The sequence below is a fragment of the Candidatus Pantoea bituminis genome (assembly GCF_018842675.1).
Taxonomy (GTDB): Bacteria; Pseudomonadota; Gammaproteobacteria; order Enterobacterales; family Enterobacteriaceae; genus Pantoea; species Pantoea phytostimulans.
In genome coordinates this window covers 268,633-283,430 of sequence record NZ_JAGTWO010000001.1, presented here as the reverse complement: position 1 = coordinate 283,430, position 14,798 = coordinate 268,633, and the positions used below count along the sequence as shown (strand labels likewise).

Here is a 14,798-nt window from a genome sequence, read left to right as displayed (position 1 = left end):
ATATGAATAATCCTTCACTAAAAAGAATTCGCGTATGACGTTGAAAACCCTGTCCAGCTATAACCCGCGTAGATCACCGCGCCAGAGAAGATCAGCTGCTACCGTCGACGTTATTCTCGAAGCCACTATTCAGGTTTTACTGAGTAGTGGAACCTCGCAATTGACCACTACGCGAGTAGCCGAGCGGGCAGGGGTGTCGGTGGGTTCGCTTTACCAATATTTTCCTAACAAGCAGGCGCTGTTCTTTGCATTGATTGATCACTATTTAGACCATCTCGCCGGACGAATTGAAAAAGTATGTGAGACCTTGCAGGGCGCCCCGTATACCCAAATGGTTCAGGGCGTTATCAGTGAATACATCAACATTAAAACAGAACGTTATGACGTTACCTGCGCACTTTATCGCGCAGCTGCTGAAATCGACGTGAGTGATATTGTTGAAAGCATGTGTCGGCGCATTGAGGTAGCCAGTGAAGGGATGCTTGCTTCAGCATCGGATGCGAAATTTCAGAACCTTTCCTCTCTCAACGTGACCTTATTGAACGTGCTTTTTGGAACCGTGCGGACTTTTTTGACCGCAATCGGCCGGAGCTTCTCAACAGTCAGTTGCAGGAACAGCTGATAATAATGTTCTGTACCTATCTGAATAGGGCGAAATTGCCCTAAATCAACGCTGCTGCTTTACATCAAGCCTGTCGGGGATAAAAGAAAAACAGCGTTTATTTAGCCTTTGCTGTTTGAGACGTGGTTTGACAACCTACCAATCGTAGGTTACTACTAGTAGGTAATGCCTTAACGGAGATTGCCGACATGCACGCACTGATCGTTACTGCCCATCCTGACTGCAATTCACATACCCAAACGGTGGCATCACACTTGGCCAAAGGCGTTGTTGCCAGCGGCAATTACACCGTTGAGCATGCTGATTTAGCAGCTGAACAGTTTGATCCTCGTTTCAATCAAGCGGATTTCGACCAATTTAAGGGCAAGTTAGCTTCACCTGCTGACGTCATTGCCGAACAGGTGCGCGTAGATCGCGCGAATGCACTGATACTGGTTTATCCAATCTACTGGTGGTCATTTCCAGCCCTGCTAAAAGGGTGGATTGATAGAGTGTTTACACAAGGCTGGGCGTACGACGATACGGGCCAGAATGTTATCAAGAAGCTTGAACATTTACAGGTGCATCTGATTGCGGTGGGCGCAGCGAGCCAGCGTACCTATGTTCGCCACGGTTATTTCGGCAGTATGCGCACGCAAATTGACCACGGAATTTTTGGCTATTGCGGTGCGCCGGTAGTGACCAGTGAATTACTGTTAGCGTCGGATAAAAACTTTCCTGACTCACATTACGCTCTGGCATATAACCTTGGCGAGCGGCTTTTTGAACAAAAGGAACCCGCATGATCCAGGCTCCTCGTCAGCGCATGACTTATCAGGCAAGGCGACAACAGTTACTTACCGTAGGCTGGAATCTCGTGCGCCATGAAGGCACTGATGCGTTAGCGTTGGGACGTCTGGCCATTGAAGCGGGTGTGAGTAAGCCAGTGGTTTATGACCATTTCAAGTCACGGCAAGGCTTGCTGGTAGCCCTTTATGAAGATTTTGATGTGCGACAGACTGCGATTATCGATGCCGCAATGGCTGCTGCGGACAACAGCCTGGAAGAGAAGGCAGCTGTAGTGGCATCACGCTATGTTGACTGCGTGCTGACGCAAGGGCGTGAAATCCCTGATGTGCTGTCAGCATTGGATAGCACGCCAGAACTTGCTGAAATCAAGCTCAAATATCAGCGCGACTTTATGGAAAAATTTCGCAACTGGTTTGCTGAGTTTGTTAAACCAGCCGGCATCCCACAATCAAGTTTGTGGGGAATGCTGGGTGCGGCGGACGCCATTTCAAATGCGGTTGTCTGTGGCGATATTCTTCAACAGGAAGGTCTTCAGGAGCTCACTTTACTGATCATTAATTTGGTAGAGCGATATCGCTAATGCGTTAAATCACCCAAAGCGCAGCAGCATCCCTGTTCTTATTTAGGGATCGCTCATTGTGGGAACTGAAGCCCCAATGAGGGTTTATCAAACCGGATCGGTTCGCGAATTGCTGCACTTGGGCGCAATGAAAATGACACTAGCGAGCTTAGCAAGCTGCTGTAAAAGGGCGCTGCCAACCCGTCAGTCTGCTCCATGCAGGAGCAGACTGATACTTGCTGGTGGCGACATCGGAAGGCACATTTTATCGCGCTGCCATCCGCTGCATAGCTTCACGCACGGGTACACTTCCACCCGTCAGTTCAATAATGATGCGGCTGACATCAGGCTGTTCTATGATTTCCAGCAGTGTCATCGCGACATCATCACGGGAAATATCGCCATAGGGGATCGCCAGGCCGGCACGAACAAGTCCGCTACCTTTCTCATCAGTCAGCGTTCCGGGCCGTAAAATCACCCAATCCAGTTCACTTTCCGCAAGCGCGACGTCTGCCATCTTTTTGACGCGCATGTAATTTTCAAAGCTAGCCGGAAGGCCTTTTCCTCTGGCGGCTTCCGGGAATGCGGAGACCAGCAAAAAGCGCGTGATCCCGGCCTGGCTTGCAGCGGCAACGGCGGTTTTTAACCCCTCGCCATCGATAGCATTCGTCATTTCCTCTCCGCCTTTTCCCCCTGCACCGGCTGAAAAACCACAATTTCGCTTCCTGCCATCAGCGATGCAAGTGATCCGGTATCCAGTTTCGTCAGGTCGCCTTTTACCGGCTCGGCACCAATCTGGCGCAACGACGGCTCTTGGTCATCTTTGCGATAAAGCGGGCGAGCAGTGTGCCCTTTTTTGGCGAGCAGGGATGACAGGCGATAACCTATGTTCCCAGCACCACCAATGATAAATACGTTAGCCATCAATACCTCTCTTCAATGATTCTTGGGAGCAACGGTGCATTTAGGGAGTTAGGGCACGGTTGCAGGCAACAACATAATCATGGCTGAGCAGGCCGCTGGCCGCCATGAAATGATTGATGAGCGCATCTCGGTTTGCAGGTGCCCGTGTCCTGGCAGCAGCCTGCTTTATTTCGTCTGTTGTCAGTTCGGAACAATGCCTTATCGTCGTCTGCGACCGGGAAAGCAATGCGCAGGCTGATCAAAAAAATGCCTTAATCCCGCCTCGTAACCGCCCACATAATCTGCCTCAGCTTTTGCATAATGTGTTAATTATTCATGCGCTTTAACGTCTTCAATGAATTTAAGAACAGCATTTGTTACTGCCTGCGGCTGCTCTTCTGGCTGAAAGTGCCCGCAATTCTTAATCAAATCGCCTCTGATATTTGTTGCGTAGGGTCTTACCGCAGCTGCGATATCCGGAATCGATCCCTGGTCCGCACTTAATCCGAGTACCGGCATGGTCAGCTTATTTGTGCTCAGCAATAATTTATTCTGAGACGTAGACATTGCGGCCGCCCGATAAAAACTCAATCCTGCTCGCATACCGCCTGGCGCACTGAAAATACGAACATATTCATTTAACGTTTCTTCAGAGTAGCAATGAGGATTGACGGTCTTCTCGTGGAAAAACCATGCGAGATATTCACGCTCCCGTCCCTGTAAAAGAACTTCGGGAAGATCTGGCAGAGCATTAAATGAAAAGTGCCATGTTTTCCATGATTTATCAGAAGAAGTGGGAAGAAACTCCGGCATTGTGACGCCGGGTATGCCTGCATCCATTAAAACCAAAGAACTGACTTCGCTACCGAAAGTTAATGCATAGGGAAAAGCGACCCAGGCACCCACATCGTGAGCGACAAGATGATAGTTATCCAGACCTAGCGAGGCGATAGCATCATGAAGGCGTTCTGCAACGGTCTGTGTATCATAGCCATCTAAAGGTTTGTCGCTGTCTCCTTGTCCGGGTAAATCAATCGCTAACACGCGAAACTGCTCACCGAGCGTGGGCATAACATGCCTCCACGCATACCAAGATTCCGGGAAGCCAGCGAGAAGAACGATAGTTTCAGACGTATTCGCGCCCCCATCAACATAATGGAATCTCAAATCATTGACGCGCACAAATTTGTGCTCGAATCCTTTAGGCGCAGAGGGCATATCAAATTTTTGCATTATTAATTCCGGATGTTTGTAAACGGTTAGTGGGTGAGTCATCGCTTTTTCAAAGCAAACAAATTTGTATGGATCTCTTTCACTGCTGAGTAACCCGCAAAGGAAAGCAGCATAATTCCTTGATTTAAAAGTCAATGTTTATTGAAAATCCGTACCCGACCACGGATTTTTACTGCAAATGATTTTGGCATGAACTATCACAATCTATTTATAGAATGATCACTTCCTAAATAATTAGCTAAAAAGCTGCCTTTAGGCAAGAAGATTTTTCTTCTGAGTGATCAATAGATATTTACTGAGGATAAATTAATCAATTTAACTCAACGCAAGCTTTTCCCTTGCTCTGTTAAGCCTTCATGATCGTTGACCGCAATCGCTGCTATTGATTCAGGAATAACACGAATCACCTTGTATAGCCTGCTGCTTGTTTACAAATGCGCGGCAAAAACGGACCACTGATATTGACCCGATTTCATCGACTAATGGCCTGAGAGCCTGTCACGTATCCTCCCTTTTTCCTTTTAGAGTAAGCCATCTCGCAGGCAGCTGCGGTACCACAACACATACAGGGCTGAGCCTGAATCTGATTAATCACTGGGGTAATAAATGAAATTAACACAAATCCGCAATGCTACGCTTGTGCTGGAATATGCCGGTAAAAAGTTCCTTATCGATCCGATGCTGGCAGAGAAAGAAGCCTGGGATGGCTTTGCCGGGAATGCACGACCCCATCTTCGCAACCCTATGGTTTCCTTGCCGGTTAATGTTGAGAGTTTACTGTCTGTAGATGCTGTTATCCTGACACATACACATACCGACCACTGGGACGAAGCGGCGCAGCAGGCAGTACCTAAAAACATGCTTGTTTATACGCAGAACGAGAGTGACGCAGCGCTGGTTAGCTCGCAGGGTTTTCTTAATGTGCGTGTTCTGAAAGAAGAAAATCATTTTGTCGATGGGCTGACTATTTATAAAACCGATGGTCAGCACGGCAGTAACGAATTGTATGCCGATGCGCTGTGGGGCGATTTGCTAGGCGATGCGTGTGGGTTGGTCTTCACACATCATGATGAGAAAACTCTCTATATTGCAGGTGATACCGTCTGGGTTAAACCTTATGTAAGAAGCTTGCAGCGTTTCCAGCCGGAGGTTGTGGTGCTTAACACTGGCTATGCTGTTAACGATCTTTACGGACCGATTATCATGGGCAAAGAAGACACATTGCGCACGCTTAAGATGTTGCCAACTGCGACCGTCGTGGCCTCGCACATGGAATCAATAAATCACTGTCTTCTCACCCGCGCTGAGTTGCGCGAGTTTTCGCTTGAGCACGGCATTCAGGATAAAATTCTTATTCCGGCAGACGGTGAGACAATGGCTTTCTAATAGCGCTTTCCGCCCGGTTGAGGGGAGCATACACTCACGCAGTGCTATCTGTTCCCCTCTTTAAACTAAACTATCAGCGACTTATCTGCCGGTAAGCCGGTAGTTATTCTTTACGGTAAGGTGACTTTCATGTCTGCTCTGACGGTTGCCGTGATCGCCACGGCTGGATTTAGCCCGTTTCACTTTTCAGTACCTTGTATTCTTTTTGGGCAGTCGATGCCGCAGCCAGACTTATTTCATTTGGAAATCTGTGCCGAAAAACCCGTTGTAGTGCTCTCTGATATTGGGCTGTCCATCAACGTAGAGCACGGACTTGAGCAGCTTGACGTTGCAGACATCATCATTGTGCCTTACTGGCATAATCCTGATGAAAAACCCTCGCAGGCTCTGCTGGATAAGCTGATAAGCGCATGGCAGCGTGGCGCTGAGGTGGTGGGTCTTTGTTTAGGCACTTACGTATTGGCCTATTCAGGCTTACTTAATCAGCACCGTGCTGCAACACACTGGGAATATGAAAAGGACTTCATCAAACGATTTCCTGCCGTTCATCTTGACAGCAACTCGCTGTATACCAGCGACGAACGTCTTATTACCTCTGCAGGCACGGCGGCCGGTATTGACTGCTGTCTGAATATCATTCGTAACCATTACGGTTCTGCAATTGCCAACCGCGTTGCAAGAAGAATGGTTGTGCCACCTTACCGGGAGGGCGGGCAGGCCCAGTTTATTGAACGCCCGGTCCCGGCCTCGACGCGAGACAGCAAAATCAACGAGCTGATTGAATACCTGCGTCGCAATCTGGACAAGCCGCACGATCTCGACTCGCTGGCTGGATTTGCCAATATGAGCCGGAGAACGCTGACGCGTCATTTTTCCAAGGCAACCGGAACGACACTCGGAGAATGGCTGAACGCGGAGCGCCTTCAAAGAAGCCAGGAACTGTTGGAAACAACGGATAGCAGTATTGAAAGCGTGTCTGAAATGGCTGGTTTTCAGTCGCCCATCTCTTTTCGCCAGAGTTTTAAAGCGAGATTCAGTGTCAGCCCAAGCGAATGGCGTCGGGCATTTCGAGGGCCTGAGCCTGTTGATCACAAAAGGATGTGAGAGCAGTTAAGAAAGCGGGGGTGATTAAGTTGATTCGCTGACAAACGGTATTTACCTGCTGGTGGCTTAAAATTACTGTACGCAGTGGAATAGATAAAATAATAGATAAAATAAAGGAATGGAGAGAATGAGTCCTTGTGAAATTGCGTTAATAAATCTGCTTAATCAGATGGCATTGAAAACCTTTCCGGGCCTTACTATGGCTATTGGCAAAGGAGACAAAACAATATGGCAGCATGGAGTGGGTTATGCTGATGCTGAAAATAAAATTAAAAACAATCCAGAAATGATTTTTGGTATTGGCAGCATAACCAAAATTTTTGTTGCAGTGTTAATTCTCCAGTTAAACGAGGAAAATTATCTCACTCTCGATGAACCTATATCAACTTGGCTGGACAAAAATGTCCTTGCAGACGTCGCAAATGCAGAAAGCGTGACTGTAAGGCATTTACTCTCGCATTATTCAGGTATACCCAGCTGGGAAGATCAGCACTCATGGATTCATGATGCTCGCGGTAAGAGGGTCAAACCGGAAAAGATTTGGCTGCCACAGGAAAACCTCGACTATATCCGGGGTAAAAAACCGCTGTGTGCTCCAGGAGAAGCATTTCATTATTCTAATAGTAATTTCACTTTATTAGGTCTGTTGATCGAAAAACTTACTTCTAATAGCCTCGAAGAGGAGTTATATAAAAGAATTATTAATCCGCTTTTGCTGAAAAGCACCTCTCTTGAATCGGTTGCCTCATTAGAAAATCAGTATTCTTCCAAAAGATTCCACAGGCTGGATCTTCATTTTATTAAAAAAGCCGGAGTTTCAGACTATTTTAAGATTGAGCCTAACAATATTCTGGATGTTTCCGCGATCAATCTCTCTGTAGAGTGGGCGGCCGGAGGGATCGTTTCTACTGCACAGGATGTTGTTAATTTTATTTTGGCGCTCAAAAACGGTGAATTGCTCAATCCCAAAAGTATGAAAGAAATGCAACAGTGGATGCCAGCCGATAATGCTGAAATGGGATTAAGTTTATTTAGAATGGATACTGATTACGGCACAGCCATCGGTCACGGTGGAAACGTTCTTGGTGCCAGCGCCTGCGTATGGTGGTATGAAAAAACAAACTGTGCACTTGCCATACTCACCAATGTTGGATCAATGCATGCTAGTCCTGAAGCTCACTGTGCAAGTACAATTTTCAAAAACGCAGAAGTGGGTAAACTGGCACAGGAAATATGTTCTTATTATTAAAAATAACACTCACTTTACGTCTGAACTTTGGCGTGATCTGATCTATTTTGCTTATCAGGACCAGCGCATACTGTGATTGGGCCGAGCAATAAAATAGATATTTTTTACTGTCGATCGCTGCGACAAAAGTTGCCGGAACGATTGCTCAGGTAGGTTTTCTTACTGGCCAGACAGCACAACTTGATTTGATGCCGTTAATTTTCCGCCAGACGACAATCAGGGGTATTGCGGTTGCACCACGTTCATCTTTTGATCGGATGAACCCATTCCTCAATAAACATCAAATCAAACCCGTAATTGAACAGGTTTACCGTTTTAACGAGGCGGTAGAAGCTTTTGAGCACCTTTCTCGTGGAGCATTTGGCAAAATCGTCATCAAGATTGATGGCTGATAACGATTTTTGACTTTAGCAAAATCGGGCAGTTGTCATTGAATGCCCGATTCATTCGAACTCACTAGCCATAAGCGTTTAAATCGCTTTAACAATGCTTTTAATCGTGCTCCTGAACATAATCTAAATGTCCGTTCCTTGCTTATAACACTTTTTTGCCTATCACTACTGCTATGTGCCAAAAGCGGACATTTGTTAGTTAGGGTTTTAAAGAAACGAAGCTCAACATAGCTATGTTAAATTCGACTCATAGAAAAACTTTAACCGAGAGAAAATAATGGAATGGTTTAGCCAGGATGGGTTCGAGGTTCGCCTTGAATGGGGCCAGGCGGCTGTAGATTACTTAGCCGAAAAAGCAGACTGCGCCGTAATAGTCGACGTTATGTCCTTTTCCACCTGTGTGAGCCTGGCTGTTGAAAAAGGTGCCCGCATTTACCCCTATCCGTGGAAAGATGAATCCGCAAACGAATATGGTATGAAAATCGGCGCGAAGGTAGCCAGCCCGAAGAGAAGATTCAGCGGTGAAGGTTACAGCCTGTCGCCCGTTTCTGTTCAAAACATAAGCGATGGCGAAAGGCTTGTCCTGCCATCCCCTAACGGATCGACCCTTTCTTTCCGGGCGCGGGATACCGGGATTGCGGTTTTCAGTGGTTGTCTCAGGAACATGTCTGCAACTGCGAATGCATGTGGCATTTTTAAACGTATACTGATCATTCCCTGTGGAGAGCGATGGCCTGATGGCAGCATCCGTCCCTGTGTCGAAGATTACGTAGCAGCTGGCGGCATTATCGATGTGATGGGGCGCGGAAACTGCTCACCAGAAGCACAGGCGGCGGTTGCAGCCTGGCAGTTTTATCAGCAGCAAAATCTGCTTCCTCTTTATAAATGTTCCTCAGCCTGTGAACTTCAACAGCGCGGATTCAGTAAGGATGTCGAACTCTGCCTTGAAACAGATGCAGCTAAGCTGGCGTGCCAGTTATATGGCAATTTTTATGCATCAGGCGCATGAGTCTTTAATCCAGCTACGCTGAGCCAGAATTCAGGATTGCCTGAATAATGTTTGGAAAGCCAATGCCCGCTTTTCGCTCTTAGCAGACCTTGCCCTGCCGCATGTCCGCTTTGTGCCAAAAGCAGACATGTAAATCAACCGACGGTACAAGGAGTGAAGCGCGTCAAGGTTCGGGTTTCTGAAGGAGCAAAAAGCTCTGTCGCGCCCTAAGCGATGTTGATAGCGTCAACCCGGTCAGGATAGAACGCCAGGTAAGAGGCTATTTGTGCTGCTCCAGGAAACGGGTTTTCATAAGTCCATACGGCGTTCACGCTACGTTCTCCACCCACTGGAATGCTGTAGTAAGCGCAGTCCCCTTTGTAAGGGCAATACGTTGCATGGTCGGTACGCTCGAGCTGCTCCATGCGAACATCGTCGCGCGGGATGTATAGGACTGCCGGGTAGCTTGCTTCCTTCAGGCATAGCGCTCGGGTGGTGTCCGCGATGGCCGTTCCGCCCAGCGTCACTGTAACGCGGCGAAATTCGGGCGTAATCGTGATCGGATGGTCCAGCCCAGGCAGTTTTATAGGTTTGTTCATACGTTACACATCCGTAAAATGACAGAAGAAGCGCAGCGGGTTATACACCTGCCGTGCAACGCTTTAGACGTTAGCTTTAATCTCACTGAACCGACTACCCTCGGCGGAAGCAGACTACCACGCCTGCTCGCTACCGCCTCTAAGTAGACCTCTTCTATTGCGCGAAATCCACGGTTGGATTTCGCGCGACTTTAAAGTTAGATCACGCCTTGTTATCGAGCTCAGGGATACCGCTGCTACGGTCTGCATATGCAGCCTGGAAACTTGGACGCTGCTGCCAGCGCTGCCAGTAGGCGTCCAGGAACTCGAATCGTTCGTCCAGCGGCGTAGCATTCACCGGGAACTTCGAGAACGCGATCGCGGTTGCCAGCGTGATGTCGGCGAAAGTAGGCTCGTCGCCCCCAGCAGCCATTGGCGTCCGTCCGAAAGATGTTTGTTGACCAGTGCAGCATGGGCCAATGCTTCTTTGCGGCAGTGTTCGCCCCAGGCTTCGTTCTTCGTCAGTTCGAGTTTGAAGCCGAGACCGGTATGCAGAACGTGGAAAGCCGTGACGATTCGATACAGGATGTGAACCCAGATGCGGTTATCCCACATGTTGTCCAGGCCCTGTTCCAGCGGCGTCTCCCCCATGATCTTGCGGCCGGGGTAGGACTGGTCCAAATAACGGACGACAGCTGCAGTTTCGGAGATATAGCTACCATCAGCAAGCTCGAGGGTCGGCGTCTCACCCCAGGCATTCATTTTCAAGTGACGCCATCCACGCTGTTCGCCAACCGGCGTCATGTCATAAACTGTCTCATGGAACTGATCAGCGATCCCTTTTTCATGCATGAACAGGCGCAGGCGCTGTGGGTTAGGGAAAGCCGAAGGCGAAGTGAAAACGTTCAGTTTGCTGGTCATAGTGTAGCTCCTAAAAGTATGTAGAGGTGTAAGCCAAAACCGTGCACTGCTTGAGTAGCGCGGCCTTGTCGCGTTGTTGTTGAAGCAGTAGATGTACCTTAATGCGTTGTTCCTGGTTGATAAACCATGTAATAATCAATTCATTTATTACAAATGGTAATCAATATGGCAGCGGGTAATCCACTTCAGCTTGGCAGCATTGAACAGTTCTGTAGAGCAGCGGAGACCGGCAGCTTCACCAGTGCGGCTGAGATTCTCGGTTTGACGCCGGCCGCAGTCAGTCGGTCGATCAGTCGGCTCGAGCAGCGCCTCGGAGTACGTCTTTTTTGCGGACCACCCGCGCCGTCAAGCTTACAGCTGAGGGCGAGCTCTATTGGAAAGAATGTCATCTGGCGCTTGAGCAGATCGCCGAGGCTGAGCGAGCGATCACGGGTTCACAAACCGTCCCTAGCGGACCGCTACGCATTAGCGTCAGTGCTGCTTACGGCACGTTTCGCCTTTTACCCTTAATGCCCAAGTTCACTGAGCTTTATCCGCAGATCGATATCGAGATTAGTATCTCGGACAAAATAATCGACTTTGTTGAAGAGGGTTTTGACCTGGCAATTAGGCTAGGCGTTCTGCAAGATTCGCGTCTTGTCGCCTTCAAGCTTGAGGACGCCTCGCTTGGGGTATTCGGAACGCCGACATACCTTGCAAAAAAGGTGAACCATACCGTATTGATGACCTCAATCAACACGATTGCATCCAGTACATATCACCGAATACAGGGCGCCCACTGCAGTGGCTGTTCACCGATGAGTCAGGTACTTCAATCGAGAAACAGATAACGAGCCGGATGCGTGTACTTAATGATGCGTTAGGGGCTGTCGCTTGGGTTAACGCGGGCGGAGGCCTTTATCAAACCTATCGCTTTGCCGTGGGAGACGCTTTAAGGCGTGGAGTCCTTGTAGAGGTCCTTCAAAAATATGGAGGCCGCTCTCGCCCGTTTTCGATTCTCTACCCCCAGAATCGTCATCTATCAGCGCGAGTACGCGCATTTGTAGAGTTCTTGCGCTCAGCAGTGAAATCCTAACTTACAGGATGCGCTCGATATCGAAGTCGCAGCTTTTTTAGCACGATCAGCCATTCTCTCAGCGTCTGCTGGCGGCCCAGGCTGTATAAAAACGCGAAATCACAATGTTTTCAGGGGCGCTTTACCACTCCCTACCTCGCCGCTTCTGACTCATAGCAGACGATGTCTGGCCCGTAGCCCGTTGTGACCAGACGCCGAGGAATGATCTGTCGATGGCAAAACTGGGCTGCATCCGGCTCTTTTACAAAAAGTGATGCAATTAAGGGACGCAGCCTGGGGTGGGGAGAGTGTTTATTTCAGCGGTGCCGCCAGCGTGACAATCCACAATTCGCTGTCCGACTCAGGTTTCTTCAGCGGCTTTACGCCGATAGTCGTTGCAACCGGCTTATCATCTACCGTAAGCGTCCCCTGTTCGGTCACCCGATAATCCTTACGCTTCTTACCTTCAACCGGATTTTGCATGACCGTTCTCACGCCGAAGTCATTGTCATTGGTGACCGCCAACGTTTTATTGTCGATCAGCGCCAGACCTTCGGCTTTCTCCTGCTGCCAGCCGAGTTGACGTAAATCGACCACCAGCGTTTTAGCGGCGAGCTTAATGCCGCGCTGCGCCAGCGCTTTCTCGTCGTCAAACTCCGGATACTCGCCAGGCTTATCGAACGCTGCAAGCTCGGTAGCCGGGCTAAGATCCACCTTATAGATAAGATTGCGCATCGCATCGTCTTTGTCGCTGCCTTGTTCAATCAGCAGGATATGCTGATTGTCGAGCGCCACGATATCGCCAATTTTTGCGTCGCTGTTTTTAGCGTAAGCGGCGCTGTCGATAGGGTAACCATACATCGCGGTTTTCCCGGTCGCCGGATCGAAGCTCACCAGGCGGGTAAAGCGCGCCTGCTTTTTACTTTTACCGTTGATATCCAGCGTGCTCTGCACCGCGGCGATGATACGCCCGTCCGGCATGCGGGTGAGCCCTTCAAATCCACGATTTGGCTGACGCCATTTGAGAACGTTCGGCAGACCGCCCGCGATCGATTTCTCTCCCTCTGCTGCCTGCGGCCCGTGAATTGTCAGGATCTTGCCGAGCGCATCAACGTTAATCAGGAACGGACCATACTCATCGCACAGCCAATACCCTCCTTTGCCGTCCGGCGTAATACCTTCCGTATCCAGACCGCGGTTATCGCCATGCAGCACTTTCAACGTATCGCTTAGCGCGATTTCATTGGTTGATCCGATGACGCCATCCTGCAGCGGCAATCCGTTAATATTGCCCTTATCGTCATGCAACGGTCGGGCGTCCGTGGCCTCCGCTTTGCCGTTCTGCACCCGAATATTCATCAGCAGCGGGGCGAACTCTGGCGTGACGAAAATTTTTGCCTCTCTCTTACCCACATCAGGCGAGTCAGCATTCGGCCCACGATCGGTGACGGTTGCGAAGGTGAGCGCATCCCCCTGTTTGCCGGTAAACAGCAAACCGGAGCCGATCCCCACCGGCAAACCATTTGGAAACGCGCTGGCAAACGCGCCGTTGTAGCTTACGCGCGTACCTTCGGGAAAACTGACGATATAGCGCTCGACCTGCGGCTGCGCCGCGAGCGTTGATGAAGAGAGCGCACAGCCAATAACCAGAGAAATAGCTTTCATTTTCATATTGTTAATATCCATGTAGGGAAGCTAACAGCATAAAGAACAAAAATGACAGAAAAATGAAATCTCCGGGAAACATTGGCTGCTAACAGGTTGATTTCTTCACCGTTAAGAAGGTGGATGGTGAGAGAATGAACCTGTATGTTTAGATATTATGGTCAAAATTCCAGGACAAAGGGGGTGACATTGATGCGAACACTGGCCCGTAATGCCTAAGGCAGGAAGTTCACTGAGACAGGCGTCGCCTGGCAAGGTAGCTAAAGATGTTCAGCCTGGTGGCGTCTTTTCCCTGAACCGGTAACGTCCGCTTTTTGCTCATAACTGAATTTTAACGTTACATGAACGGACATCAACCTTCTCGCCCGTAAGTCTCTCAACAGCATCAATTGCATCTGGATCACCATGCCAAGCCATGCAACTTAAACAGTCGCCACCACAACCAAAACATCCCTCACCGTTAAAAAAACAACTAACTGCCTGTAGCCATCACGCCGTTTTTCGTATTCCTTATTTTCACAAACGCCTGCTGTAATTCAACCGCATCATCACCGTGGTGAGCCCTGCGATGGTCATCCGGGCAAAGTACGATCAGATTAGACAGCTCATCAGGCCCCTCATCTTTTAAGGCCACAATGTGATGCACTTCCGCAAAGATTGCGCCGTTGCGCGTACGGAATCCTTTTTTCCCACAGAGCTCACACGTGCCGCTGCTTCTGACCATAGCCATCTCACGCAACTTCCTGCTTCGCTTAACCGCTGGTGATTCTTCGGAATCAGATGTGCTGTCTACCGATCCTTTCTGATCGATATACCTGACCGGTTTGCCTCTGGTCAGTGTGATCTCACCCGTTGACGGTTCATATTCCGCACTCCACTGGACGCTGTCCAGAACTCGCAGGTTACTGTTTTTTCTTTATGCAGGATGACCTGAACGGGAAGGTTTCGCTCAATAACGGCCTGGTAAATTCTGTCTGTCTCTTCGCCAACATGACCCTGACCACGGGATATGTACCGGGTGACATAGCTGCCTTCCGGTGCGGCAGGCGACTCCACTTTATGCATCCAGATATTCATGACAACGATATCGCCCTCAATCCATGCCCATCTCATGTTCTGGCGAGGATAGTTTGCGTGGGGCCAGTCTTGTAGTTCCATACCCGCCTCTTTAAGCAGGGCATATATTGTCGTTCCTTTCTTGAGTTCCGGTAAGCTCATGAATCCTCCTGGTGTGATTAAGTACTATCGGCAATGGATGCGCGCCTTTTACAGATAATTCAGGGAGGAGCTCAGAAAACTGGCAGGACAGTGCTGTTTTACCTCATGTTATGACTGGTCTGTTTTACCGGAGCTGA

Annotated in this window: 17 protein-coding genes and 2 pseudogenes; 11 read left to right on the top strand and 8 right to left on the bottom strand. The window is 49.1% G+C overall.

The features are described 5' to 3' along the window. Positions 1-34: 34 nt before the first annotated feature. The 3 genes from KQP84_RS01505 (at position 35) to KQP84_RS01495 (ending at position 1,991) form a co-directional block, all read left to right on the top strand. A complete protein-coding gene (locus tag KQP84_RS01505) occupies positions 35-622 on the top strand; it encodes a TetR/AcrR family transcriptional regulator (protein WP_215844929.1) in 588 nt (195 codons plus the stop codon). A gap of 188 nt (positions 623-810) precedes the next feature. Then, positions 811-1,407 carry an NAD(P)H-dependent oxidoreductase gene (locus KQP84_RS01500; protein ID WP_215844928.1) on the top strand — a complete coding sequence of 199 codons (597 nt, stop codon included), beginning with the start codon at positions 811-813 and terminating at the stop codon, positions 1,405-1,407. After that, positions 1,404-1,991 carry a TetR/AcrR family transcriptional regulator gene (locus tag KQP84_RS01495; protein ID WP_215844927.1) on the top strand — a complete coding sequence of 196 codons (588 nt, stop codon included), beginning with the start codon at positions 1,404-1,406 and terminating at the stop codon, positions 1,989-1,991. The genes KQP84_RS01500 and KQP84_RS01495 overlap by 4 nt, the downstream gene beginning before the upstream one ends. A 244-nt stretch (positions 1,992-2,235) precedes the next feature. On the opposite strand, the pseudogene KQP84_RS01490 reads toward KQP84_RS01495, so the two are convergent. After that, positions 2,236-2,894, bottom strand: a pseudogene (locus KQP84_RS01490) (SDR family oxidoreductase). A gap of 309 nt (positions 2,895-3,203) precedes the next feature. Continuing rightward, positions 3,204-4,106: an alpha/beta fold hydrolase gene (locus KQP84_RS01485; protein ID WP_215844926.1), complete on the bottom strand. Its 903-nt coding sequence runs from the start codon at positions 4,104-4,106 to the stop codon at positions 3,204-3,206. Between the two features lie 606 nt (positions 4,107-4,712). On the opposite strand from KQP84_RS01485, the gene KQP84_RS01480 reads away from it, so the two are divergent. From KQP84_RS01480 to KQP84_RS01460, 5 genes are all read left to right on the top strand, one after another. Next, a complete protein-coding gene (locus tag KQP84_RS01480; RefSeq protein WP_215844925.1) occupies positions 4,713-5,492 on the top strand; it encodes an MBL fold metallo-hydrolase in 780 nt (259 codons plus the stop codon). Between the two features lie 129 nt (positions 5,493-5,621). Then, complete coding sequence (locus KQP84_RS01475) at positions 5,622-6,596, top strand: GlxA family transcriptional regulator (protein ID WP_215844924.1); 975 nt, start codon at positions 5,622-5,624, stop codon at positions 6,594-6,596. A 127-nt stretch (positions 6,597-6,723) separates the two neighbouring features. Next, complete coding sequence (locus KQP84_RS01470; RefSeq protein ID WP_215844923.1) at positions 6,724-7,845, top strand: serine hydrolase domain-containing protein; 1,122 nt, start codon at positions 6,724-6,726, stop codon at positions 7,843-7,845. Between the two features lie 107 nt (positions 7,846-7,952). Beyond that, positions 7,953-8,237, top strand: coding sequence for a zinc-binding dehydrogenase (locus KQP84_RS01465; protein ID WP_256449258.1), 285 nt, complete (start codon positions 7,953-7,955; stop codon positions 8,235-8,237). 277 nt (positions 8,238-8,514) lie between these two features. After that, the gene (locus KQP84_RS01460; RefSeq protein WP_215844922.1) at positions 8,515-9,246 is read left to right on the top strand and encodes a 2-phosphosulfolactate phosphatase; all 732 of its coding nucleotides are present in this window, start codon (positions 8,515-8,517) and stop codon (positions 9,244-9,246) included. 206 nt (positions 9,247-9,452) lie between these two features. On the opposite strand, the gene KQP84_RS01455 is transcribed toward KQP84_RS01460, so the two are convergent. The 3 genes from KQP84_RS01455 to KQP84_RS01450 all read right to left on the bottom strand — a co-directional run bounded on the left by KQP84_RS01455 (position 9,453) and on the right by KQP84_RS01450 (position 10,724). Beyond that, entirely contained in the window at positions 9,453-9,824 is a 372-nt protein-coding gene (locus KQP84_RS01455; RefSeq protein ID WP_215844921.1) for a DUF427 domain-containing protein, read from the bottom strand. 202 nt (positions 9,825-10,026) lie between these two features. Next, positions 10,027-10,161, bottom strand: a complete 135-nt coding sequence (locus tag KQP84_RS25735; protein ID WP_256449255.1) for a hypothetical protein — start codon at positions 10,159-10,161, stop codon at positions 10,027-10,029. After that, on the bottom strand, positions 10,158-10,724 hold the full coding sequence (locus tag KQP84_RS01450; protein WP_252515100.1) for a glutathione S-transferase N-terminal domain-containing protein: 567 nt from the start codon (positions 10,722-10,724) through the stop codon (positions 10,158-10,160). Before KQP84_RS01450 ends, KQP84_RS25735 begins: the two co-directional genes overlap by 4 nt. Positions 10,725-10,877: 153 nt before the next feature. Here KQP84_RS01450 and KQP84_RS24960 point away from each other — a divergent pair. The 3 genes and pseudogenes from KQP84_RS24960 to KQP84_RS24950 all read left to right on the top strand — a co-directional run. Beyond that, positions 10,878-10,991: pseudogene (locus tag KQP84_RS24960) on the top strand (helix-turn-helix domain-containing protein); the annotation flags it as partial. Between the two features lie 59 nt (positions 10,992-11,050). Beyond that, on the top strand, positions 11,051-11,554 hold the full coding sequence (locus KQP84_RS24955; protein WP_252515099.1) for a LysR substrate-binding domain-containing protein: 504 nt from the start codon (positions 11,051-11,053) through the stop codon (positions 11,552-11,554). Beyond that, on the top strand, positions 11,443-11,799 hold the full coding sequence (locus KQP84_RS24950; RefSeq protein ID WP_309140116.1) for a LysR substrate-binding domain-containing protein: 357 nt from the start codon (positions 11,443-11,445) through the stop codon (positions 11,797-11,799). The genes KQP84_RS24955 and KQP84_RS24950 overlap by 112 nt, the downstream gene beginning before the upstream one ends. A 291-nt stretch (positions 11,800-12,090) precedes the next feature. Here KQP84_RS24950 and KQP84_RS01440 read toward each other — a convergent pair whose 3' ends face one another. The 3 genes from KQP84_RS01440 to KQP84_RS01430 all read right to left on the bottom strand — a co-directional run bounded on the left by KQP84_RS01440 (position 12,091) and on the right by KQP84_RS01430 (position 14,661). Continuing rightward, entirely contained in the window at positions 12,091-13,449 is a 1,359-nt protein-coding gene (locus KQP84_RS01440) for an esterase-like activity of phytase family protein (protein ID WP_215844920.1), read from the bottom strand. A gap of 466 nt (positions 13,450-13,915) precedes the next feature. Then, positions 13,916-14,173, bottom strand: a complete 258-nt coding sequence (locus KQP84_RS01435) for an HNH endonuclease signature motif containing protein (RefSeq protein ID WP_215844919.1) — start codon at positions 14,171-14,173, stop codon at positions 13,916-13,918. Positions 14,174-14,277: 104 nt separating this feature from the next. Continuing rightward, a complete protein-coding gene (locus KQP84_RS01430) occupies positions 14,278-14,661 on the bottom strand; it encodes a hypothetical protein (RefSeq protein ID WP_215844918.1) in 384 nt (127 codons plus the stop codon). Between the last annotated feature and the right edge of the window lie 137 nt (positions 14,662-14,798).

What these genes read in the sequence shown, in the direction of transcription:
- KQP84_RS01455 (WP_215844921.1), bottom strand. Translation starts at nt 9,824, where the DNA reads ATGAACAAACCTATAAAACTGCCTGGGCTGGACCATCCGATCACGATT.
- KQP84_RS01460 (WP_215844922.1), top strand. Translation starts at nt 8,515, where the DNA reads ATGGAATGGTTTAGCCAGGATGGGTTCGAGGTTCGCCTTGAATGGGGC.
- KQP84_RS01450 (WP_252515100.1), bottom strand. Translation starts at nt 10,724, where the DNA reads ATGACCAGCAAACTGAACGTTTTCACTTCGCCTTCGGCTTTCCCTAAC.
- KQP84_RS01440 (WP_215844920.1), bottom strand. Translation starts at nt 13,449, where the DNA reads ATGAAAATGAAAGCTATTTCTCTGGTTATTGGCTGTGCGCTCTCTTCA.
- KQP84_RS01475 (WP_215844924.1), top strand. Translation starts at nt 5,622, where the DNA reads ATGTCTGCTCTGACGGTTGCCGTGATCGCCACGGCTGGATTTAGCCCG.
- KQP84_RS01500 (WP_215844928.1), top strand. Translation starts at nt 811, where the DNA reads ATGCACGCACTGATCGTTACTGCCCATCCTGACTGCAATTCACATACC.
- KQP84_RS01505 (WP_215844929.1), top strand. Translation starts at nt 35, where the DNA reads ATGACGTTGAAAACCCTGTCCAGCTATAACCCGCGTAGATCACCGCGC.
- KQP84_RS01470 (WP_215844923.1), top strand. Translation starts at nt 6,724, where the DNA reads ATGAGTCCTTGTGAAATTGCGTTAATAAATCTGCTTAATCAGATGGCA.
- KQP84_RS01435 (WP_215844919.1), bottom strand. Translation starts at nt 14,173, where the DNA reads ATGGCTATGGTCAGAAGCAGCGGCACGTGTGAGCTCTGTGGGAAAAAA.
- KQP84_RS01485 (WP_215844926.1), bottom strand. Translation starts at nt 4,106, where the DNA reads ATGCAAAAATTTGATATGCCCTCTGCGCCTAAAGGATTCGAGCACAAA.
- KQP84_RS01480 (WP_215844925.1), top strand. Translation starts at nt 4,713, where the DNA reads ATGAAATTAACACAAATCCGCAATGCTACGCTTGTGCTGGAATATGCC.
- KQP84_RS01430 (WP_215844918.1), bottom strand. Translation starts at nt 14,661, where the DNA reads ATGAGCTTACCGGAACTCAAGAAAGGAACGACAATATATGCCCTGCTT.
- KQP84_RS01495 (WP_215844927.1), top strand. Translation starts at nt 1,404, where the DNA reads ATGATCCAGGCTCCTCGTCAGCGCATGACTTATCAGGCAAGGCGACAA.